This is a genomic window from Kribbella sp. NPDC006257 (assembly GCF_040613535.1).
Taxonomy (GTDB): domain Bacteria; phylum Actinomycetota; class Actinomycetes; order Propionibacteriales; family Kribbellaceae; genus Kribbella.
In genome coordinates, this window is record NZ_JBEXSJ010000049.1 from 36184 (window position 1) to 58321 (window position 22138).

A 22138-nucleotide genomic window follows, 5' to 3' on the forward strand; every position below is an offset into this window, starting at 1 on the left:
CTGTGGGGTTCGCTCCTCCTCTGGTGCTCAGCCCCTTCCTACAGCAGGAGGCGAACCCCAACCACAGGAGCTAAGCCACCTCCACAACCCACCCTCGCCACCTCGCCTGCGGCGACCACCTTCTGGGGAATTCTGCTGCCGGCTCTGGGAAGGGCAGGGCTCCCCAAACGGTCGTCTCCACCCTCGATGCGCACAGGGGCAGGAGCCGTCGGTGCGATTCGGGGAGCGCTGCTGCCCGAATCGGGTAGGTACCGCTCCCTGCTAGCAAGTCGTCCGACGAGAGACGGGGGCGAGCACGGTGGCAAGGGTCGGGTAGGACCGTGGCGCAGGATGAGCCGTTCCCCGTAGTACGGGCGGTTTCTACTTCACCATCTCGGTGACTAGCGGGTGAAGAGGGCGCCGGTGAGGTTGGTGGTGAGGTTGCGGAGGGAGTCGGGGAGGTATTGGAGGTGCCAGCCGCGGGGGCCGCGGTACCAGTGGAAGCCTTCGTCCTCGTCGTCGTCGACGTCGGTGGCGACCAGGGCGTCGATCCAGCGCTCGGAGCCGCCGAGGACCACGGCGTACGGGAGGGCGCGGGAGCAGAGCTCGGCGTGCTGGTCGGACGGGAGCTCGCTGACGTCCATCTCGAGCAGCTCGCCGCGGATCGCCGCGACCTGGCCGAGGACGCGACCGGCGGCCGGTGCCTTGGCGGGCATGTGGCGTCCGATGACGAGCAGGCCGACGCCGACCGCGGTGATCGCGAGACCGAGCAGGCCCCAGCTGCTGAACAGGGCCAGCAAGAAGGTGGCGACGACGCCGACGACGGTGACCACGATCCCGATCGTGGCCCAGAGCGACCGGGTGCGGTCCGGGCGCTCGGTGAACCAGCCGCGCTTGACAACCCCGTCGTACAAGGCGTCCTGGACCTGGCCGAGGCCGGCCCGGACCTGCTTGCCGAGCTCGGAGACGAGCACCGAGTCGGAGTCGCCGAAGATCGCGCGGACCAGGACGTTCTCGTAGCGCTGGAGCTCTTCGGCCGGTGCACCGGGGACCCGCTTGAGCTCCCAGTCAGGACGCGAGTACTCCGACTCGTGCTCCAGTTCGGTGATCGTGAGGTGCCCGCGGACGGCCAGGTCGATGATCGTGGCGGTGACGTCGACCGGGTCGATCCGCTCGTCGATCAGCGTGCCGACCTCACCGGGCCGCAGGTCGGCCGGCGGCGTGAAGTCGATCCGGGTGTCCTGGCCGAGGCTGAACAGCGAAGCCGGTACGACGCGGAGCGGGTCGACCTGGTCGCGGCCGCGCAGGCGGTAGAGGGCGAGCAGCGCACCGGCGCCGAGGAGCAGCACCAGCAGCGCGGTGATCAGCTGGGCGGTGTCGGTGGAGAAGGCCCGCTTGAAGGTCTTGCGGTACTCGACGATGGTGTTCGCCGCGATCTCGCCGTCGGGGAAGCCGACCGTCATCCGGACCGCGTTGCCGGGCGGCAGGCCCTGCTGGCGGAAGGTCGGGCCGGCCGTCTCGCCGATCTGGGCGAGCGTGCACGGGGTGTTGCTGTCCAGCGCGCCCGCGGTGCAGGAGACGTGCGACACCTGCGGGGTGCTGTAGACGATGTTCGCGTCCTGGATCGTCAGGTTCACGCCGGTCAGCGGGGTGAACCGGACCTCGGTGCCGTTCAGCACCTTGGCGACCGCGCCGCGGACCGTGTAGGTGAAATCCAGCTGGGTGTCGCCGGAGACGTCGGCGACCGCGATCGAGGTGACGTCACCCTTGACCGACTGCTCGAACTTCTTCGCCTGGCCGCCGGACTTGACCTCGAGGCCCTCGACCTTCTGCACGTGGTCGACGGCGTCGGGCAGGTGGTCACGGGTGACGACGAACCGGGTGAACGTCCCGGTCACGTTGCTCAGCTTCCACGACTCGGACACCTTGAGCAGGCCGTCGCGTTCGACCCTGATCTCACTGTCGAAGTTGGTCACCACCGGGTCGGCCGAGCCGCGGTTCGCGGTCGCACCGGCCTGGACGCCGGTCAGGGCCAGGAAACCGAGGGCACACAGGGATAGCCCGAGCAGACGTAGACGCATCGCCCAATCACACCGTATCGAGAGGGTCAGGATGAAATCGGCCCGTCGGGCCACGGGCACCATACCGCGACTCATGCCCACCGCAACGTTCTGCGGCAGCGGGGGTGGAAGAGAAAGGTGAGAGGCGGGAGCAGCTGGGGCCGGACGGTTCGGTTGAGCCGGGACTCCGATAGCGTCGGCCTCTGCGCGGCTGCGCCCCGGGTCGTGCTTGACGTCCACTTGCGGGCAGTGGAGCGCGCGTGTCCGACAACCAGTGGGGCCCACCCGGGCAGTACCCGCCGCAGCAGCCCCCGCCCGGTGGCCAGGGTCCGTACCAGCCCGGTCAGTACCCACAGGGCGGCTATCCACAGCCTCAGGGTGGCTACCCGCCGCCTCCTGGTCAGGTCCCGCCGCCCGGCCCGTTCGCCCCGCAACCTTGGCAACCACCACAACAGCCCCTGTACGCCGGGGGTAGGCCGCCCGGCCCGCAATTGCCGCACGGGCTCGGTTGGGGTGCGCCTCCCGGTGGACCGCAGCGCCCGAAGAAGAAGGGCCCCGCGCTCGCGATCCTGCTCGTCGTCGGCGGCCTGGTCGGCGCGGTCGTCCTGCTGTCGCTGATCAGCGGCTTCCTGAAGCACAACAGCAGCTCGGCCGATTCGCCGTACTACACCCCGACCTCAGACCCCAGCTACAGCCCGACGTACGACCCGACTCCGGACGAGTCGCCGACGATCGGGCCGTCGACGGCGCCTCCGACGCAGCAGCCGACCACCACCAAGCCGACTGTGACAAAGCCGACTGCGCCGCGAACGTCGGTCAGGCCGCCGGTCAAGCGAGGACCGACCGACTACGAGATGGTCAGCCGGAACAAGCTGTACTCGAGCGGCGTGATGGCCTCGGTCGGTTGCCGGGAGTCCCGTGCGCGGCAGTCGACCGCAGCCGGCGCCACGGCCAACTACATCAACCTCCGGGCCTGCCTTGTCCGCGCCTGGACGCCCTACGTCAGGCGGGCCGGCGCCACCATGCGCGTGCCGAACCTGCAGCCCTTCACCGGCACGGTGCAGTCCCCGTGCGGCTCCATGAGTGACACCGGGCCGCCGTTCTTCTGCGGAAGCAACGACACCATCTACATGAACCTCAGCCAGGACGTCGGCTTCTACAACAAGTGGCCGCAGAACTACAACAAGGTCTGGGCGCGGATGTGGATGCTGCACCAGTTCGCGCACGAGTTCGGCCACCACATCCAGAGCATGACGGGCATCCTGCAGGCCAACGCGAACATGCGCTACGAGGCGTCGACACAGTCGGCCGAGCTGGAGATGACCCGGCGGCTCGAGCTCCAGGCGTCCTGCTTCAGCGACATCTTCATCGGCGCGAACCGGCGGACCTACCCGATCACCGGCCAGTCCTACACGCAGTGGGCGTTCCTGATCGGCAACGTGACCGACTACAACAACGACCACGGCGACGCGGTGAACCACAAGTACTGGGCGCTGCGCGGCTACCAGACCCGCAATCCGGCCGCGTGCAACACGTTCACGGCGCCCTCGAACAGGGTGTACTAGCCCTGCGGCCGGCGTACGCCGCACCGGCGGTGCAGACGAACAGTGGTCCGGGTGGTTAGCCTGGTCCCCCGGATCACGCCTTGTGTGTCCCGGGGGGATGAGGAACAACCGTGCCCAACCAAGAACGGGGCGAGCCACCAGGGCCGCATCAGCCGCCGGGACCATTGCCCGACGGCTCAATACCGCTTTACGGCAGCCAGCCGCTGCCGGGGACGCCGGGGGGCGAGCCAGCACCACCGCCGGTCGGCTGGGGACCGGACTTCGGCGGAAAGCGCCAGATCCAGCACGGCGGCCCGCAGCCGAAGCGCCGTCGTACCGGCCTCGTGGTCAGTTTGTTCCTGCTCGGTGGCGTCGCGGTGGCCGTCGTGATCGCTGCGGTCGCTCTGCGTGACGATACCTTCACCACTCTGGCGCCGGTGCCCGGGGTCGGACTAGTAGGCCCGACAGCGAGCCAGACGCCGCAGGACGATGCGCCAGGAACCCCGGACGACGGCGGGGCGTCGCAGGACAGTATGAAAACCGTCACGAGTGACCCGCTCTACGCCACCGGAGCCCTGACCACGGTCGGCTGCCGGGAGCCACAGGTTGCCCTGAGCACCCGCCAGGCCGTCAAGGCGTACTACGCCAACCTGGTCGGCTGCCTGAACCGCACCTGGGCCGGCAAGGTCAAGGCGGCCGGTGACACCTACACGGCTCCCCGGGTGCTGTTCTGGTCCGGCAAGGTGCAGGCGCCCTGCGCAGGTGGCTCGTCGGGGGCGTTCTACTGCGACGCGAGTCAGACGCTGTACTTGAAGTTCGACGACGACATCAAGCTGTGGACCCGCGCCGCCGACCCGAGCAACCGGGCTTTTGCGCGGATGTATGTGACTTACTCGGCCGCTCGGGAGTTCGGGCACCACCTGCAGCGGCTGACCGGCATCAGCGCGGCCGTGCGGCAACTGCAGTACGACGCGCCGGACCGCGAGACACAGCTCGAGCTGAGCCGCCGGGTGGAACTGCAGGCGTCCTGTCTCGGCACTGCTTTCATGGGAGCCAACAAGGTTCCATATGGCATCACTGGACTCGACCTGACGATCTACCGCCGGTACGTCGAAGCGCAGACCGGTGACGAGAACAGCCGCGGTGGACCGCGGGACCATGGCGCGCGAGCCAGCCATCAGTACTGGACCGCGCGCGGCTTCAACACGCTCAACAGCGCCAACTGCAACACGTTCACGGCTTCGGCCAGCAAGGTCTCGTGAGGAGTATCGATGTCGGACAACTGGAAACCACCCCCGGGGCGGGACGAGCCGGAGCCGGAGGGCGAACAGCCCACCGAGCCGCCGGCCCGCCGGGATGGCCAGTCGCCCCTCTGGTGGACCGAGTCCACCGAGAAGCAACCGGAATACCTACGCCCCGCACCCCCCACCACCCCGGACCAGCCGGCCGGCCCAACACCCGAGCAGCCCGGTCAAGGTGGCTGGCAGCAGCCGAGACCACCCGCCGCTGAGCAGCCCGGAAGTCAGGGTGGCTGGCACCAGCCAAGGCCACCCGCCGCGGAGCAGCCTGCCGCTCAGGGTGGACGGCCGACGCCGGAACAGCCCGGGCAGGGTGGCTGGCAGCAGCCGAAGCGGCCTGCGCCGAGCAGCGGATGGCAGACGCCGGACCGACCGCCGTACGGCGCCCAGCAACCACCCCGAGGCCAACACGCCGCCCCACCCAACCGGGCACCCGGCGGCAGCGCACCTGGTGGACCTGCGGCTGGTGGACCAGTTCCGGGCGTACCAGGTAGCTCTGGCCGGCCTGTCACACCCCGACACCAAGCGCCAACCGGTTCTGGGTCTGTTCCGCCTCAGAGCGGTTGGTCCGCTTCGCCTCAGGGGAGTTCTTGGGCTGGCGCGGCTCCGTACCAGGGGGCGGAGCAGGGTGGGCAGCCGAGTTGGCAGTATCCGCCGATTCCGATTCCGCAGCCGCCGGGTGCGGGCCGAAGGAGGAAGCCGCGGCGTACGCCGAAGGGTCTGCTGATCGGTCTGGTCGTGCTTGCCGTGCTGGTCGTCGGCTCCGGGGTGACCTACGCGCTCCGCAGCGGCAACGACGACAACAAGACGACCGCGACCGACACCCCGTCGGTCGTCCAGTCCGAGTCACCGAGCGCCACCCCGTCCGAGACGCCGAGCGAAACTCCGAGCCCGACGCCCACGGCGAAGCCGACGAAGAAGCCGCGCCAACCCACGCCGTACGAGCTGGTCGCGAAGAACAAGCTCTACGCGGTCGGCGCTCTGCAGGCATCCCGTTGCCCCGAACCGCCGTACCGGCCGACCAACTTCGCCGCGGTGAAGGCCTACTACAACCGGATGCTGCCGTGTCTGAACCGCACCTGGTGGCTGGCGATGAAGAAGGCCGGGCTGCCGTTCCGGGCGCCGCACGTGATCGTCTACGCCAACACGGTCAAGACGCCGTGTGGCGTCGAGCGTGGCACCCGCGGCTTCTACTGCGGCGCCAACGAGGCGATCTACATGCCGTTCAACGTGGACTACAACAACTACAAGGTGAACCCGATGTACACCCGCGCGTGGATGCTGAACACGTTCGCGCACGAGTACGGCCACCATGTCCAGCAGTTGACCGGCATCTTCGGCGCCTCGTTCGCCCGGCAGGCGACGATGGCCGATCCCAACATGCGGCTGCTGGAGAGCCGCAAGCGCGAACTGCAGGCGTCCTGCCTGGGCTCGGCGTACCTCGGCGCGGACGCGCAGTTCATCCCGCTCAAGGGCGAACTGCTGGCCAGCTGGAAGTTCGCCGTCGCCAACGCCGGTGACGAGTTCTCCAAGCCGAAGGTGCGCGACCACGGCGCGAAGGTGAACCACAACTTCTGGTCCACCCGCGGGATCGGCTTCCGCGACCCGCGCTTCTGCAACACCTTCCAGTCACCACCGCAGTACACCTACTAAGCAATAAGGGCCCCCTGGAGAACCAGGGGGCCCTTATTTACAAGAGGAATCAGAACAAGCGACGGGCGTGCGACAAGGTGCCGCCGAAAGCGGTGACGAAGTTCGACAGCGACTCGCCGATGTCGGACAGGTGCCAGTTCTCCGGGCCGGAGTACCAGCCGATGCCCGCGTCCGGGTCGGCGTCGTCGTCCGTCGCGGCGATCTCCAGCGCCCACTTCTCCGTCAGGCCCAGTACGGCGGCGTACGGCAGGCACCGTGATGCGAACTCCAGCCGGTGACTCTGCGGCAGATCGGCCGACGACTCATTGCTCAAGTACGCCTGCAGCCCAGCCACACGACCCAGTACGGCGGCGCCACGAGCCGTTCGCGCAGGAGCAACCTGGCCGACCAGCGTCAAGGCAGCACCAGCGAGCATGACTGCGAAGCCCACCAGGCCGAACTTCGTCACGATGGCCAGCACGATCGTCAGCAACACCCCAGCACCGAGCAGCACGAGTCCCGCCGTCGTCCAGCGGTTCCGTACTGCGTCCGGCCGGCTCGCGAACCACCCCTGCGTGACGACATCGGCGTACAGCTGCTCGCGAACCAGGTTGAGCCGAGGCCGCAGCGAGGTGCCGAGGGCGGAGACCACGACCGTCTCCCCGTCCGCGAAAACCGCGTCCAGCAAGGCCTTCTCGTACGGCAGGAGTTCCGGACCGCCCGCGTTCAGACGACGCAGCTGCCAGTCCAGCTTGCCGAACTGCGTCTCGCGCGGCAGCTCCTCGATCGTCAGGTAGTTGCGCACGGCAAGGTCCAGCAGAGTCGCGGTGATGTCCACCACGTCGGCGGTCTCGTCGACCACGGTGCCGACCTGCCCCGGCCGGATCCCGTCCGGCGCGGCGAACTGCGGCCCGTCGGCACCGTCGAGCACCGGACGCTCCGGGACGCCGGCCGCCGTCTTGCCCGCGTCACGACCGCGGAGGAGCCACAGCGCGAGTGCCCCGAGCAGGCCGAGGCCCAGCAGCAAGGCGCTCAACCCGAGCGTCGAGGAGTCGACGGTGAAGGCGTGGCCGAGGGTCCAGCGGGTCGCGAACTTCGCGTTCGGCTTGACCGTGGCCTGGTCACTCAGGCCGGTCAGGAAGGTCAGCCGGCCGCCGGCCGGCACACCGTTCTGCTCGATCTGCAGAGCGGCGGACTCGGCCAGCTGCGACGACGTACAGGGCATGCTCGAACCGGTCCGGCCGGCGAAGCAGGTCACCCAGGTGGCGAACGGGACGTTGACGACCACGGTGGCCTTCGGGATCGAGGTCCGGAAGCCCTGCACGATCGGCCAGCTCACCTCGCGGCCCTCGGTCGAGTCGGCCACCACGTTGTGCACGGTGTAGCTGTAGACGATCTTGGCCTTGCCGGACGCCTGGAGACTGAGCTGCCGGCCGTTGTCGACACTCTTGTTCTCGAAGCCCTGCGCGGGCTGACCGTTCACCGTGGCCGACACATCGCTGATGTCGTAGGTGCGGTCCCGCTCGGCATCGGAGCGGACCCGGTCGGTCAGGGTCCGGGTGAACGTGTCGCCGCCCGCGGTCAGGTCGACGGTCTCCTTGACCTGCAGGACGCCGTCACGCGTCAAGGTGGCCTCGGCGCTGTACCCGGTGATCTGGTCGTCCGCCGCCTGCGCGGGGACTGTGCCGAGGGCAACGAACGCGGTCGCGAAAGACACGAACAGGGCGGCCGGCAAGAGGCGGCGCTTCAGTGACATGGCACGAGAGTAGTCTCGTGCCGGTTCGCTCTGCGAACTCGCCAGAAGCCGGCTGTGGAGAAGGGGCAACGACACGTGAGCAACCCGTACGGGTATGGCGGCCGTCCCCAGGACCGGCCGGCTCCCCCGCCCGGCGTACTGCCCCCGCCGCAGGCAGCCCCTTGGCAGCAGCAGGGGCCGCCACAGCAGTACCCCTATCCGCCGCAGCAACAGCCCGGCGGCTACCCGCAGTACCAGCAGCCGGGTCAGTACCCGCAGCAGCAGGGCCAGTGGGCGCAGCCGTACTACGGCGGTCCCGGGCAGTTCAACGGCTTCCAGCCCCAGCGCCGCAAGTCGGGTGCACTCCGGCTCGTGCTGCTCGGCTTCGTCGTGGTCTCCTTCCTCGGCATCACGCTGGCCGTGCTCGGCGTCATGCTGGGCGGCAGCACGGACACGACCGCCGACCCGGGCGTCAGTGGTCCCTCGATCGTGCCGACGGCCACCACGAACCCGGAGAAGGGTTCGGCCGAGGATTACCTGCTGAACAGCCCGCTCTACCAAGCCGGTGCGCTGCAGGAGATGAACTGCCCGGCCGAGAAGCTCGGTGACGGCAGCCTGGCGGCCCAGAAGCGCTACTACACCAAGCTGTTCAGCTGCCTCAACGACGCTTGGCGGCCGGTCTTCCAGAAGCTGGGCGAGAGCCAGCCGGACCCGGGCCTGGTCGTGTTCGACAAGCCGGTCAGTACTCCGTGCGGCGCCTTCAAGCCGCTGTCCGGCCGGGTGCTCGCGTTCTACTGCTACGGCAACCACGTGATGTACACGGACGTGCTGCAGATGAACAAGGCGTTCGGTCCGAAGGAGGACCTGGCGTACCTGATGACGATCGCGCACGAGTACGGCCACCACGTCCAGGGCGTCAGTGGGCTGTTCTATGCGCGGGCCGTCTACCTACAGGACCACCCGGCCCAGAAGCTGGAGAGTTCACGCCGCAACGAACTGCAGGCCTCCTGTCTGGGTGGCGTCTTCAGTAAGGCGGTGGAGAAGTCCTATCCGCTGACGAACCGGCTGAAGGAGTTCGAGTACCAGGCCAGCAACAGCTTCGGCGAGACCGAGGACACGCCCGAGGACGAGCGGACGCACGGTCTGGCCACCAGCCAGGGCTTCTGGATCGAGAACGGTTTCAACATCGGCGAGACGAAGGCCTGCAACACGTTCGCCGCACCGGTCAAACTGGTGAACTAGTTGGTGTCCACGCTGCGCAGAGTTTCAGAACCGGACAGCTGAGCGGCGTATCATCCGGCCCGTGACTTTGCGACGGGGGGACAGCGCTCCGCCCGAGCGAACCTTGGTGGACATCCTGCAGGCGACTGCGGTGAGCCACCCGGACGAGCCGGCGCTCGACGACGGCAGCGTGGCCCTCAGCTACAGCGAACTGCTCCGCCAGATCGCCAAGTTCTCCCGCCGGCTGACCGACCTCGGCGTCGGCCCGGGCGACCGGGTCGGCGTCCGGATCTCATCCGGCCACAACGACCTGTACGTCGCGATCCTCGGCACCCTGCAAGCCGGCGCGGCCTACGTCCCGGTCGACGCGGACGACCCCGAGGAGCGGGCCGAACTGGTCTTCGGTGAGGCCGGCGTCGCCGCGATCGTCACCGACGACCTGGAGATCACCAGCAGCCGGCCGATCCCGGAACCGGACGAGGACGGGTACTACGACTTCCCGTACTCCGCCCGGATGGACGGCCCCGGTGACCCGGCGGCGCCGCGACGATCGGCGTCCGACGGTCCGGCGCCGGACGACGACGCCTGGATCATCTTCACCTCGGGCTCGACCGGCGTCCCGAAGGGCGTCGCCGTCACGCATCGCTCGGCGGCCGCCTTCGTCGACGCCGAGGCCCGGATGTTCCTGCCGGACGAACCGATCGGCCCGGAGGATCGGGTGCTGGCCGGCCTGTCGGTCGCCTTCGACGCCTCCTGCGAAGAGATGTGGCTGGCCTGGCGGTACGGCGCCTGCCTGGTGCCCGCGCCACGGTCGCTGGTCCGCAGCGGGATGGATCTCGGCCCATGGCTGGTCGCGCAGGGCATCACGATCGTGTCGACCGTGCCGACGCTGGCCGCGTTGTGGCCGGCCGACGCGCTCGACCAGGTCCGGCTGCTGATCTTCGGCGGCGAGGCCTGCCCGCCCGAGCTGGCCGAGCGGCTCGCGGTCGACGGTCGCGAGGTCTGGAACACCTACGGCCCGACGGAGGCGACCGTCGTCGCCTGCGGTGCCCAGCTGACCGGCGAAGGGCCGGTCCGGATCGGGCTGCCGCTGGACGGCTGGGACCTTGCGGTAGTGGATGCCGAAGGCAACGAAGTGCCGGAGGGCGGGACCGGTGAGCTGATCATCGGCGGCGTCGGGCTGGCCCGGTACCTCGATCCCGCCAAGGACGCGGAGAAGTTCGCGCCGATGCCGTCGCTGGGGTGGGAGCGGGCGTATCGCAGTGGCGACCTGGTGCGCAACGAGGCCGAGGGCCTGGTGTTCCAGGGGCGCGCGGACGAGCAGATCAAACTGGGCGGCCGCCGGATCGAGCTGGGCGAAGTGGACGCGGCCCTGCAATCACTACCTGGTGTCACGGGCGCTGCGGCCGCAGTACGGGCTAGTGCCGCGGGGAATCAGCTGCTGGTGGGCTACGTAGTACCGGAGGATCCTGAAGCGTTCGACACCACCGCTGCGACAGCACGGCTTCGCGAAGAGCTGCCTGCTGCTCTGGTTCCGCTGCTGGCTGTCACCGACACTCTGCCGACCAGGACGTCCGGCAAGGTCGACCGCAACGCACTGCCTTGGCCACTGCCTGGGATGGACACCGACGGGCCGCCGGCTGAGCTGGACGGGACAGCGGGATGGCTTGCAGAGCGCTGGACCAAGGTGCTCGGTGCCACGGTGACCGGTGCGGACAACGACTTCTTCCTGCATGGCGGTGGCAGTCTCGGCGCCGCCCAGCTGGTCTCTCTGCTGCGAGAGCGCTACCCGGACGCGACGGTCGGTGACATCTACGAGTACCCGCGACTAGGCGCACTCGCTGATCGGCTGGACTCGTTCGGCACCTCCCTACAGCCGATCGAGATCCGCGAGGTCCGGCCGACACCACCCGGGACGCAACTGCTGCAGACTGCTTTGACCTTGTTGCTCCAGACCGTTGTCGGTGTTCGCTGGCTCGTCTGGCTTTTCACTCTGAACAACCTGCTCGCCTGGTCGGACGGACCGCACCCATGGATGCGCACTGTGTCCTGGTGGTGGATCCTGGCCGGCTGGCTGATCCTGATCACGCCAGCAGGCCGCATGGGCATCTCTGTCGTCGGTGCGCGACTCCTGCTGCGTGGCTTGAAGCCCGGCATCTATCCACGCGGCGGTAGCGTCCACGTGCGACTGTGGGCAGCAGAGAACCTTGCCGACGCCGCAGGTGCCGCCAACCTGGCCGGAGCACCCTGGATCGCCTACTACGCAAGGGCTCTCGGCGCGAAGGTCGGTCGCGGGGTCGACCTGCACACCCTGCCACCGGTGACGGGCTTCCTCACGATGGGCCGCGGCGCATCGATCGAGCCAGAGGTCGACCTGTCCGGCTATTGGATCGACGGCGACCGTCTGCACATCGGCACCGTCACCGTCGGCGCCGAGGCCGTGGTCGGATCGCGCAGCACGCTGCTTCCGGGCGCAGAGATCGGCCGCAACGCCGAGATCGCCGCTGGGTCGGCAGTGTCCGGCAAGGTCCCGCCGGCCGAGCGCTGGTCCGGATCACCGGCGAGCAGGGTCGGCCGGGCTCGGCACCCGTGGCCGGAGGAACGCCCGGCTCGCGCCCCGTGGTGGGTTCTCGCGTACGGCGCTGCTTCGGCCTTGATGTCCCTTCTTCCACTGGCGGCAGGAATCCTTGCTGTCCTGATCCTCGGCCACGCCGTCCGCGGCACCACCTCCCTCGGCAACGCCGCAGTCCAGGCGTTGTGGGCGATCCCCCTGATGACGCTGGTCGGATTCGCGATGCTGGCGGTGCTGACACTGATCGGCGTACGACTGCTCGGTATCGGGATCAAGCCCGGCCACTATCCCGTGCGCAGCCGGATCGGGTGGCAGGTCTGGGCGACCGAACGGCTGCTGGACTCGGCTCGGACACTGCTCTTCCCGCTCTATGCCAGCCTGCTCACCCCGTGGTGGTTGCGGGCGCTCGGCGCGAAGATCGGCCGCGACGTCGAGGCCTCGACCGTGCTGTTGCTGCCGAAGATGACGACGGTCGGCGATGGCGCGTTCCTCGCCGACGACACGATGATCGCGTCGTACGAGCTGGGCGGTGGCTGGTTGCACGTGGCCGGGGCGAAGGTCGGCAAGCGGGCCTTCCTCGGCAACTCGGGGATGACCGCGCCCGGTCGCTCGGTGCCGAAGAACGGGCTGGTCGCAGTACTGTCTGCCGCTCCGAAGAAGTCGAAGGCGGGCACGTCCTGGCTGGGCAGTCCGCCGGTGAAGCTGCGTCGCCAGGCCGTCGGTGCCGACCAGAGCCGAACATTCAACCCGCCGTTGCGGCTGAAATTCGCGCGGGCCGCGGTCGAGCTGTGCCGGTTCGTCCCGATGATGTGCACGGTGCTGATCGCGCTCGGCGTGCTGTTCGCCCTGCAGGGGCTCGATCTCTGGCTCGGACCGTGGCCGACGTTCCTGCTCTCCGGCGCCGTGATCCTCGCCGCGGGAGCCGTCGCCGGCGCGATGGCGACGATCTCGAAGTGGGTCATCGTCGGCCGGACCAAGGCGATCGAGTATCCCCTGTGGAGCTCGTTCGTCTGGCGGAACGAGGTAGTGGACACCTTCGTCGAGATGGTCGCCGCGCCCTGGTTCGCCAACGCCGCCGCCGGTACGCCGGTGCTGACGCTCTGGCTGCGCACCCTCGGCGCGAAGATCGGCAAGGGGGTCTGGTGTGAGACCTACTGGCTGCCCGAGGCCGATCTGATCACGCTCGGCGACGGTGTCACGGTGAATCGCGGCTGCGTTCTTCAGACGCACCTGTTCCATGACAGGGTGATGTCCATGAGTACCGTCACCTTCGGTCCCGGGTCCACTCTCGGGCCGCACGGCATCATCTTGCCGGCGGCCTCGATCGGCGAGGGCGCGACCGTCGGCCCGGTGTCGTTGGTGATGCGCGGCGAGACCGTGCCGGCCGGGTCCCGTTGGGCCGGCAACCCGATCGCGCCCTGGCAGGGTTGATGGTCTCGCGTGAACCGAAACCGGAAATCAAGGGCCAGCCTGGTGCTGACAGCGGCGATCCGTATGTCCCCGGGCACGGCAACGGCGGCTACAAGGTCGAGTCGTACGAACTGGACATCGACTACCGGGTCAACAGCAACCGGCTGACCGGCAAGGCGACGATCACGGCCGTCGCCACCCACGCACTGTCCCGGCTGAGCTTCGACCTGACCGGCCTGCGGGTCGCCAAGGTCGCGGTCAACGGCCGTCGCCCCGGCCGGTACGCACACCGCAACGGCAAGCTTTACATCTGGCCCGCCACCGACATCGCCGACGGCGCGGAGTTCACCGTCGACGTCCAGTACGCCGGGAATCCCGCGCCGGTGGACAGCGCCTGGGGCGAACTCGGCTGGGAGGAGCTCACCGAAGGCGTGATCGTCGCGAGCCAGCCGTGCGGGGCCGCGACCTGGTTCCCCTGCAACGACCATCCCGGCGACAAGGCGCACTACCGGATCACGATCACCACCGATTCGCCGTACCAGGTGGTCGCGAACGGGCGACTCGTCTCCCGCCGGACGAAGGCCAGCCGGACCAGCTGGGTCTTCGACCAGGCCGCGCCGATGGCGACCTACCTCGCCACCGTCCAGATCGGCCGGTACGACGTACTCGAGCTGGCCACGTCGCCGGTCACGACCCGCGCCGTGCTGCCCGCCTCCCAGGTCCGGGAGTTCCGCTCCGACTTCGGCCGGCAGCAGGACATGATGAAGCTCTTCAGCCGGCTGTTCGGGCCCTACCCCTTCGGCGGCTACACCGTCGTGGTGACCGATGACCCGCTGGAGATTCCCCTTGAGGCACAGGGGATCTCGGTCTTCGGCACCAACCATGTCGACGGCAAGCGCGGAGCGGAACGACTGGTCGCGCACGAGCTGGCCCACCAGTGGTTCGGCAACAGCCTGACCCCGTCCAACTGGCATGACATCTGGCTGAACGAGGGTTTCGCCTGCTACGCCGAGTGGTTGTGGTCGGAGGATTCGGGCGGTCTGACGGCGGCCCAGCAGGTCTCGAAGGCGCACAGCCGGCTGCGGGGCCTGGATCAGGATCTGGTGCTCTCGGATCCCGGCCCGGAGCTGATGTTCGACGACCGCCTCTACAAACGCGGCGCGATCACCCTGCACGTACTGCGCCAGCAACTCGGCGACGACGCGTTCTTCGACCTGCTCCGCAGCTGGACCAAGACCCATCGGCACGGCTCGGTGACGACCGAAGAGTTCATCGCGCTCGCCCAGACGTTCTCGCCCGATCCGGATGCCACACTGGCGTTGTTCGCGGTCTGGCTGGATGCCGGCGAGCTGCCCGACCTGCCCCGAGGTTCGCGGCGACGCCGTTCCTAGCGGACCGATCCTGTCCGCAGCAGGTTCTAGCGTGATGGTCATGAAGACACTCACCGAGAACCTCCTGGACCTGTCCGACTTCGCCTGGCAGCGCCTCCGGAACCGGGTCGACGGGCTGACCGACGACGAGTACTTCTGGGAGCCGTTCGACGGCATCTGGTCAGTCCGCAAGACCGCTGACGGCTTCCGGCACGACGGGTTCGGCCCGGACGCCGACCGGGTGCCGATCGAGCCGCCACCGTTCACGACCGTCGCCTGGCGGATCGCGCACATCGTCGACATCCTGCAGGAGGACCGGACCGCGACCTGGTTCGGTCTGGACCTGGACCCCGCCGACGGCCAGCCGCCGGTACCAGGAAGCGCCGCCGATGCGATCACGGCTCTCGAGCACGCGTACGCCGTCTGGCGCGGCCGGCTCGCCGCACTCACCCCCGAGGCCCTCGGCCGGCCGCTGGGCCCCATCGCCGGCCCGTACGCCGAACACGACGGCACCGACTTCGCCCTGCACATCCTGGACGAACTGATCCACCACGGCGCCGAGGTCGGCACAGTCCTCGATGTCTACCGGGGCCAGCACGCCAAGGACCCGGTTGTGGCTGGGCCCGATGGGCGAACCAGCAGGAGACCGCGGACTTCCTGACCGATGCCGTCGGCAACAGCAAGGCTCAGTAGACGAGGGCTGTTGCCAGGGCGGCTATTCCTTCGCCTCGGCCGGTGAGGCCCAGGCCGTCGGTGGTGGTTGCGCTGACCGAGACCTCGGCGTCGCAGGCCGCGCTGAGGGCCTTCTCGGCCTCCTCGCGGCGGGCGGCGAACCTGGGTCGGTTGCAGATCACCTGGACGGTGATGTTGCCGATCTCGAAGCCGGCCGCCCTTACTCGACGGGCAGCCTCTGCAAGCAGGGTGGCGCCGGACGCACCGGCCCACTGAGGTTCCGACGTACCGAAGTTCGAACCGAGGTCGCCGAGGCGGGCTGCGCTCAGCAGGGCGTCGCAGGCGGCATGTGCTGCCACATCGCCATCAGAGTGCCCGGACGGCCCGGCGGTCTCCTCCGGCCACAGCAATCCGGCCAGCCACATCGGCCGGCCTTCCTCGATCGGGTGGACGTCGATGCCCGTGCCCACGCGCGGAATCTTCACGCCTTGCGCCTTTCCGTGAGCAACCACTCGGCCAGCAACAGGTCCCGCGGCCGGGTCACCTTGAAGGCATCCTCGGACCCTTCGACGGTCTGCACGGTCACTCCGAGCCGCTCGCACAGCATCGCGTCATCGGTCGCTCCGGTGCCATCACCCGCATGCGCACGCCGCAGTACGGAAGGCTCGAAGCCTTGCGGAGTCTGTACGGCGACCAGGGTCCGGCGATCCGGTGTGTCGACCACCCGGCCGGCTTCGTCGACCCGCTTGATCGTGTCGGTGACCGGGAGGACCGGTACGGCGACAGGCGCGCCGGCACGCACAGCAGCCACCACCCGGTCGATGACCTCGGGGGGTACGAACGATCGGGCGGCGTCGTGGACCAGGATGCAGTCGATCCCGTCGTACGGGACCAGGTCGAGAGCCAGCCGGACCGAGTCGGTGCGCTCGGAGCCGCCGGCAACAACCAGCAGCCGCGCGCCCTCGCAGTACGGCATCAGTTCTTTGCTGACGAGATCCTCGGTGCCGGGAGGAACAGCGATCACAAAGCACGCGAGGTCGGCGGCGGTCGCTGCCTTCAGTCCACGGACGGCGTGGACCAGCAGCGATTCGCCACCGACCTCCCGAAATGCTTTTGGTGCCTCGCCACCGAGCCGCAGCCCGAGACCGGCCGCCGGAATGATCGCCGCAGTACTCACGACGTCATCATGCCGGACGATCGATCACGTCCCGCGCCCAGCTGGTTAAGAAGCGAGGACCTCGTCGAGGATGGCTTCCGCCTTGTCCTCGTTGGTGTGTTCGGCCAGGGCCAGCTCGGAGACCAGAATCTGGCGAGCCTTCGCCAGCATCCGCTTCTCACCGGCGGAGAGACCGCGGTCACGCTCTCGGCGCCACAGGTCGCGGACGACCTCTGCCACCTTCATCACGTCACCGGAGTGCAGCTTCTCCAGGTTCGCCTTGTAGCGTCGCGACCAGTTGGTCGGCTCCTCCGTGTGCGGAGCCCGCAGCACGTCGAAGACGCGCTCCAGACCGGCCTGATCCACGACGTCACGCACGCCGACAAGATCGAGGTTGCACGCGGGGACCCGGACGACCAGGTCGTTCTGAGCGACGATCCTCAAGACCAGATAGGTCTTGTCCTCACCTTTGATCTGACGGGTCTCGATGTCCTCGATAACGGCTGCCCCATGATTCGGGTAGACAACCGTCTCGCCGACTGAAAAAGTCATATGTCACGTGCCCCTTTCCGAGACCTATCCTACCACGCGCACGCTGGTCCGGTCCGGGTGTTTGCGCTGGTCAGAGGCCATATCCCTCCTTGACAAACGTTGTCCCGCGTGCCTCGTACGCGCGTAATGGTTGCCCGGGACATCGCCGAAAGGTGGAGTCGCCGTCGGGTCCGGGCGACCTGCTCGCTACGCTTTGCTGCGCCGGAGGCTGAAGCCTGACGGCATCGACCGGGTTGTAGGAGAGGGAACACCAGTGCCCATCACGTTGTCCTCGCAGGCCTTCCGGCGGACCGCCCTGACCGCGGCCGCCGTCACGCTGAGCATCACGGTGACCGCCTGCAGCGCGGGCTTCTCCGCCCAGACCTACCAGCCGTACCAGGCGGCCGAGGGCACCAACGCCGCCTCCGGCGGGATCGACGTCCGCAACATGCTGGTACTCGCCTCCGAGGACGGCAAGGGCGAACTGCACTCCGCGATCGTCAACAACAGCGGCAGTGACGACACCCTGGTCTCGATCGAGAGCGCCCCCGCCGACGCCCCGGTGCAGAACGGTTCCGTGCCGCAGGACGCCCCGGACAAGGTCACCTTCGGCAACGTCCGCACCCTGACGCTGAAGGTCGGCCAGTCGCTCACCCTGCCGCCGTCCACCGGGTCCCCGGTCACGGTCACCGGCGGTAAGCCCGGCGACATGATCAAGGTGACCATCACCTTCGGCAAGGCAGCCCCGATCACCACCTCCATCCCGGTCCTCACCCTGGACCACTACAGCCCGTCCCCGCGCGCCGAGGGCTGAGGCAGGCCGACTCGGCGGCCTAAGCTAACTAGTCGCGGGATGATCCGGCCAGTCGATCGCGTAACCAGCGGGGACACCGGACTTCAGTCGGGTGTAGCGGAGTAACTCGCGCAGGATGCCTGCGTTGCCCATCGCCCAGCCGGGCTGTGGTTCGAGGTCCGGTGGGTCGTCGCGGTACTCGTAGTTCGACCAGCGCACACCGGTCTCGTCGACGATCGCGTGCTTCGCGAGATCCTCGACGAGAAGGTCCGCGAAGGCGAAGTCGTCGCCACGTTCCACGATCCGGTCGCAAGCCAGGGCCAGTACGCCGGCGGTCCCGCAGCACCGCCCGTGGTTGTCCCAGAAGCCCGGCCTGATCCGGCGCGGCAGGCCCGACTGGGTGACCGTGTGCCAGCAGGCATCGCCGAGCGAGGTCCACATCGTGTCTCCGGTGACCTGAGCGAGCAGGCGAAAGACCTGTGCATCGCCGGCTGAGCCGTTGCACCAGCCGAGGCTGTAGCGCTCGATGAGCTCCGGCCGGTGTTGCGGGTCGGAGTGCGGCACGAGAAAGCCGTCCGGACCGGCCTCATTACGGCTCACGACATCAGCTGCACCGGCGAGCGCGAGGTCGATGAGGTCCTGCCGCCCCGCAGTCTGTCCGACAGCAGCCAGCGCATAGACGATGCCGAGCGTCCCGTGCGCGACGTGATGAGACCGGGGCGGACTCGGCCGCACCGCCCAGTTCACCCCACCTGGAGTCTGATCCGCGGTGGAGACGTACGGCGTCACCGCCAGGACGGCCAGCTCCAGGTCGCCGGCGGAGAGCGCGCCGAGCCCGATGCCGGCGTTGCCGAAGAGGAGCTCGAACATCTCGCCCCAGCGCTGCCCGTCGAACCGGTCCCGGACCATGTCCAGCGCCTGCTTCGCGGCATCAGGACGACCGAGAGCATGCAGCGCAACGGCGACGCCCGCCAGCCCGCCGTACAGGGAGGCGTCCTCGACACTGTCGAGCTCAGTGCTCAGTACTGCGACGCCGGCGTCGACTGCATCGGCATACCGCTCGTCGCCGAAGTGCTGGGCTGCTTCGTTCAGCGCCAGCAACATTCCCGCTCGGCCCATGTACAGCGACCGGTACTCACTGCTTTCCACGTGGGGAAGCAGCCAGTCAGCAGCACCTCGGACGAGATCGGTTGCAGTCATCGCGCCAGGTTAGCCAGCGGGAGGTCCGGTACTACGCTCCAACGGTTACCCGGCGGAGCGTAGTACCGGTCAGGCTTCGAACTTGTAGCCCAGGCCGCGGACCGTCACCAGGTGGGACGGGCTCGACGGGTCCTTCTCCAGCTTGGAGCGGAGGCGCTTGACGTGGACGTCGAGGGTCTTGGTGTCCCCGACATAGTCGGCGCCCCAGATGCGGTCGATCAGCTGTCCCCGGGTGAGCACCCGCCCGGTGTTGCGGAGCAGCATCTCGAGCAGCTCGAACTCCTTCAGCGGCAGCCGGATCTCGGTGCCGCCGACCGTGACCACGTGGCGTTCGACGTCCATCCGGACCGGACCGGCCTCCAGCGTGTCCGGCAGCAGCTCGACGTCCTGGCCGCGGCGCAGGACCGCCCGGATCCGGGCCAGCAGCTCGCGCGGACTGTACGGCTTGGTGACGTAGTCGTCGGCGCCCAGTTCGAGCCCGACCACCTTGTCCACCTCGGTGTCCTTGGCGCTGACGATGATCACCGGGACGTTGCCCCGGCTGCGCAGTGCCCGGCACACCTCGGTCCCGGACAAGCCCGGCAACATCAGGTCCAGCAGCACGATGTCCGCGCCGGCCCGGTCGTACTCGTCCAGGGCGTCCGGGCCGGTCTCCGCGACGGCGACCTCGAACCCTTCCTTGCGCAGGACGTACGACAAGGCGTCGCTGTAGCTTTCTTCGTCTTCGACGACCAGCACTCGGGTCACGAAGCTGCCTCCTTAGCGGTGTGCTCTGACGGGGTAGGCGTCAGATCGAGGGCCGGCTCCTCCTGGATGGTGGAGCCGGTCGGTTGCCCGGTCGCGGGATCGAGCCGCAGCGGGAGTCTCACGGTGAAGGTCGAGCCCTGGCCTTCGACGCTCCAGACCCGCACGTCGCCGCCGTGGATCGACGCGATGTGCTTGACGATCGACAGGCCGAGCCCGGTACCGCCGGTCTCCCGGCTGCGGGCCCGGTCGACCCGGTAGAAGCGCTCGAAGATGCGTTCCAGCTCGCTGCTCGGGATCCCCACGCCCTGGTCGCTGACGGTGATCTCGACCAGGTCGCCGATCGGGTGCGCGGCGACCGCGACCCGGGTGCCGTCCGGGCTGTAGTTGACCGCGTTCTCGACCAGGTTGCCGATCGCGATCGCCAGCTGGTCCTCGCTGCCCATCACCTCGAGCGCGGGATCGGTCTTCACCACCAGGTTGATCTCGCGGTCCTCCGCGTCCACCCGGCAGCGGTCGACGGCCTGCTCGACCACGGCGCTGATGTCGACCGGGCCGGGATTCTCCAGCGGGTCGTCACCCTGCAGCCGGGACAGCTCGATGATCTCCTTGACCAGCCGGCTCAGCCTGGATGCCTCGATCCGCATCCGGCCGGAGAACCGCTGGACGGCCTCGGGATCGTCGGAGGCCTCGGAGACCGCGTCGGCGAGCAGGATCAGCGCGCCGATCGGGGTCTTCAGCTCGTGGCTGACGTTGACTGTGAAGTCGCGCCGGATGGCGTCGATGCGGCGTTCCCTGGTCCGGTCCTCGACCAGCACCAGCACCAGCTGGCTGCCGAGCGGGGCCACCCGGGCACTCACGTACTGCGTGGCGCCGAGCCGGCCGCGGACGATCTCCAGGTCCCGCTGCCGGATCTCACCGTCCCGGCGGACCGCGCGGACCATCTCCAGCAGGTCGTCGGCCACCAGCCGCTCACCCCGGACGATGCCGAGCACGTGCGCCGGGGCGCTGGCCTGCAGCACCTGGTCCTCCGGGCCCATCACGACCGCCGACGAGCGCAGTACGGACAGGACGGTGGCCACTCCGGTGGGTACGATCGGCTCGGGGGAGACCGGGATCTTGCGCTGGGCGCGCTCACTGAGCATCAGCGCACCGAGTGAAAGCAGAGCCAGGGCCGCGCCGATGACGCCGCCCAGCACCGCAGCCAGCGTGGGGTCCACATCAGCGATGCTACGCGGGCAACCGGGAGGGAAAGACCGAATGAGCACCTGATGACCGGAACACGTCATAACTGTTCATCGGGCGTTCACCACTCGTCGCCGACCGGCAACCTCGGCGGCATACCGTCCACGGTGGGCGGGCTGGGCCTTTTCCCGCCCGGGCAGGACCGGACACCACAGATCGGAAGCAGAAACGATGCGCGACACCTATCACGAGCAGCTCGACGACATCCTCGCCGAGCTCGAACGGATGACCCGGACGGTGTCGACCGCCGTACGCCGCTCCACCACTGCCCTGCTCACCGCCGATATCCGGCAGGCCGAGGAAGTCATTGCCGCCGACATCCAACTGGACGCGGCCGGTGAGGGTGTCGAGGAGAAGGTCTTCGAGCTGATGGCCCGGCAGGCGCCGGTCGCCAACGAGCTGCGGATGCTGGTCGCCGCGCTCCGGATGGTCGCCGACCTCGAGCGGATGGGCGACCTGGCCGCGCACGTGTCGAAGATCGCCCGGCTGCGCTACCCGGCGCCGGCGATCCCGGCCGAGCTGCACAAGGTGATCGAGGACATGAGCACCGTCGCCGGCCAGATGGTCGACGCCGCCGGTGACGTGATCAAGACCCGCGACGTCGAGGCCGCCACCGCGCTGGAGTCGGCCGACGACGAGATGGACAAGCTGCGCACCAGCCAGTTCCGGCTGATGATGGACGACTCCTGGCCGCACGGCGTCGAGGTGGCCGTCGACATCGCGCTGCTCGGCCGGTACTACGAGCGGATCGCCGACCACGCCGTCTCGATGGCCCGCCGGGTCGTCTACCTGGTCACCGGCGAGCTCCCGGTCGCCGTCGGCGGCACTGCAGCCGGCTCGGGCGCGGGCGCCTCGACCCCTTCCCCGAACGGCAACTAGAATTAAAGTGGCCCTCAGCAACCAACTGGTTGCTGAGGGCCACTTGTTTGCCCAGGGCTCTATGCGCTGACAGCCAGGGCGGCCCATGCCGGAGTGA

The 22138-nt window shown here is 68.7% G+C and carries 17 protein-coding genes; 9 read left to right on the forward strand and 8 right to left on the reverse strand.

All coding sequences use genetic code 11. The features are described from left to right. Positions 1-380 precede the first annotated feature (380 nt). Positions 381-2060, reverse strand: a complete 1680-nt coding sequence (locus ABZ004_RS37050) for a DUF2207 domain-containing protein (RefSeq protein WP_355686453.1) — start codon at positions 2058-2060, stop codon at positions 381-383. A gap of 239 nt (positions 2061-2299) precedes the next feature. Between ABZ004_RS37050 and ABZ004_RS37055 the strand changes: the two genes are divergently transcribed. The 3 genes from ABZ004_RS37055 to ABZ004_RS37065 all read left to right on the forward strand — a co-directional run bounded on the left by ABZ004_RS37055 (position 2300) and on the right by ABZ004_RS37065 (position 6534). Continuing rightward, positions 2300-3604, forward strand: coding sequence for a neutral zinc metallopeptidase (locus tag ABZ004_RS37055; protein WP_355686455.1), 1305 nt, complete (start codon positions 2300-2302; stop codon positions 3602-3604). A gap of 110 nt (positions 3605-3714) precedes the next feature. Next, on the forward strand, positions 3715-4845 hold the full coding sequence (locus tag ABZ004_RS37060) for a neutral zinc metallopeptidase (RefSeq protein WP_355686456.1): 1131 nt from the start codon (positions 3715-3717) through the stop codon (positions 4843-4845). Positions 4846-5619: 774 nt separating this feature from the next. Then, positions 5620-6534: a neutral zinc metallopeptidase gene (locus ABZ004_RS37065; RefSeq protein ID WP_355686458.1), complete on the forward strand. Its 915-nt coding sequence runs from the start codon at positions 5620-5622 to the stop codon at positions 6532-6534. A 49-nt stretch (positions 6535-6583) separates the two neighbouring features. Here the strand turns inward: ABZ004_RS37065 and ABZ004_RS37070 are convergent, their stop codons facing one another. Next, positions 6584-8269 carry a DUF2207 domain-containing protein gene (locus tag ABZ004_RS37070; protein ID WP_355686459.1) on the reverse strand — a complete coding sequence of 562 codons (1686 nt, stop codon included), beginning with the start codon at positions 8267-8269 and terminating at the stop codon, positions 6584-6586. 75 nt (positions 8270-8344) lie between these two features. Here ABZ004_RS37070 and ABZ004_RS37075 point away from each other — a divergent pair, with 75 nt between their 5' ends. The 4 genes from ABZ004_RS37075 (at position 8345) to ABZ004_RS37090 (ending at position 15482) form a co-directional block, all read left to right on the forward strand. Continuing rightward, positions 8345-9490, forward strand: coding sequence for a neutral zinc metallopeptidase (locus ABZ004_RS37075; RefSeq protein WP_355686461.1), 1146 nt, complete (start codon positions 8345-8347; stop codon positions 9488-9490). Positions 9491-9551: 61 nt separating this feature from the next. After that, the gene (locus ABZ004_RS37080) at positions 9552-13472 is read left to right on the forward strand and encodes a Pls/PosA family non-ribosomal peptide synthetase (RefSeq protein WP_355686463.1); all 3921 of its coding nucleotides are present in this window, start codon (positions 9552-9554) and stop codon (positions 13470-13472) included. Further along, complete coding sequence (locus ABZ004_RS37085; protein WP_355686465.1) at positions 13472-14842, forward strand: M1 family metallopeptidase; 1371 nt, start codon at positions 13472-13474, stop codon at positions 14840-14842. The genes ABZ004_RS37080 and ABZ004_RS37085 overlap by 1 nt, the downstream gene beginning before the upstream one ends. 40 nt (positions 14843-14882) lie before the next feature. After that, positions 14883-15482, forward strand: coding sequence for a DinB family protein (locus tag ABZ004_RS37090; protein WP_355686466.1), 600 nt, complete (start codon positions 14883-14885; stop codon positions 15480-15482). 25 nt (positions 15483-15507) lie between these two features. On the opposite strand, the gene ispF is transcribed toward ABZ004_RS37090, so the two are convergent. Genes ispF through ABZ004_RS37105 form a run of 3 tightly spaced genes read right to left on the reverse strand, consistent with a single transcriptional unit; the run spans position 15508 to position 17201 of the window. Next, the gene (gene ispF, locus ABZ004_RS37095; protein WP_355686467.1) at positions 15508-15978 is read right to left on the reverse strand and encodes a 2-C-methyl-D-erythritol 2,4-cyclodiphosphate synthase; all 471 of its coding nucleotides are present in this window, start codon (positions 15976-15978) and stop codon (positions 15508-15510) included. Continuing rightward, positions 15975-16670: a 2-C-methyl-D-erythritol 4-phosphate cytidylyltransferase gene (gene ispD / locus ABZ004_RS37100; protein ID WP_355686468.1), complete on the reverse strand. Its 696-nt coding sequence runs from the start codon at positions 16668-16670 to the stop codon at positions 15975-15977. Before ispD ends, ispF begins: the two co-directional genes overlap by 4 nt. 45 nt (positions 16671-16715) lie before the next feature. Beyond that, a complete protein-coding gene (locus ABZ004_RS37105; protein WP_112244668.1) occupies positions 16716-17201 on the reverse strand; it encodes a CarD family transcriptional regulator in 486 nt (161 codons plus the stop codon). Positions 17202-17454: 253 nt separating this feature from the next. Between ABZ004_RS37105 and ABZ004_RS37110 the strand changes: the two genes are divergently transcribed. After that, complete coding sequence (locus tag ABZ004_RS37110) at positions 17455-17994, forward strand: hypothetical protein (protein WP_355686471.1); 540 nt, start codon at positions 17455-17457, stop codon at positions 17992-17994. A 24-nt stretch (positions 17995-18018) separates the two neighbouring features. Here the strand turns inward: ABZ004_RS37110 and ABZ004_RS37115 are convergent, their stop codons facing one another. From ABZ004_RS37115 to ABZ004_RS37125, 3 genes are all read right to left on the reverse strand, one after another. Beyond that, positions 18019-19173 carry a lanthionine synthetase LanC family protein gene (locus ABZ004_RS37115; protein ID WP_355686472.1) on the reverse strand — a complete coding sequence of 385 codons (1155 nt, stop codon included), beginning with the start codon at positions 19171-19173 and terminating at the stop codon, positions 18019-18021. 69 nt (positions 19174-19242) lie between these two features. Further along, positions 19243-19920 carry a response regulator transcription factor gene (locus tag ABZ004_RS37120; RefSeq protein WP_355686473.1) on the reverse strand — a complete coding sequence of 226 codons (678 nt, stop codon included), beginning with the start codon at positions 19918-19920 and terminating at the stop codon, positions 19243-19245. Beyond that, positions 19917-21137, reverse strand: coding sequence for an ATP-binding protein (locus ABZ004_RS37125; RefSeq protein WP_355686475.1), 1221 nt, complete (start codon positions 21135-21137; stop codon positions 19917-19919). Before ABZ004_RS37125 ends, ABZ004_RS37120 begins: the two co-directional genes overlap by 4 nt. Positions 21138-21333: 196 nt before the next feature. Between ABZ004_RS37125 and phoU the strand changes: the two genes are divergently transcribed. Continuing rightward, complete coding sequence (gene phoU, locus ABZ004_RS37130) at positions 21334-22041, forward strand: phosphate signaling complex protein PhoU (protein WP_355686477.1); 708 nt, start codon at positions 21334-21336, stop codon at positions 22039-22041. The last annotated feature ends 97 nt before the right edge of the window (positions 22042-22138 follow it).

What these genes read in the sequence shown, in the direction of transcription:
- phoU (WP_355686477.1), top strand. Translation starts at nt 21,334, where the DNA reads ATGCGCGACACCTATCACGAGCAGCTCGACGACATCCTCGCCGAGCTC.
- ABZ004_RS37070 (WP_355686459.1), bottom strand. Translation starts at nt 8,269, where the DNA reads ATGTCACTGAAGCGCCGCCTCTTGCCGGCCGCCCTGTTCGTGTCTTTC.
- ABZ004_RS37085 (WP_355686465.1), top strand. Translation starts at nt 13,472, where the DNA reads ATGGTCTCGCGTGAACCGAAACCGGAAATCAAGGGCCAGCCTGGTGCT.
- ABZ004_RS37050 (WP_355686453.1), bottom strand. Translation starts at nt 2,060, where the DNA reads ATGCGTCTACGTCTGCTCGGGCTATCCCTGTGTGCCCTCGGTTTCCTG.
- ABZ004_RS37105 (WP_112244668.1), bottom strand. Translation starts at nt 17,201, where the DNA reads ATGACTTTTTCAGTCGGCGAGACGGTTGTCTACCCGAATCATGGGGCA.
- ABZ004_RS37090 (WP_355686466.1), top strand. Translation starts at nt 14,883, where the DNA reads ATGAAGACACTCACCGAGAACCTCCTGGACCTGTCCGACTTCGCCTGG.
- ABZ004_RS37115 (WP_355686472.1), bottom strand. Translation starts at nt 19,173, where the DNA reads ATGACTGCAACCGATCTCGTCCGAGGTGCTGCTGACTGGCTGCTTCCC.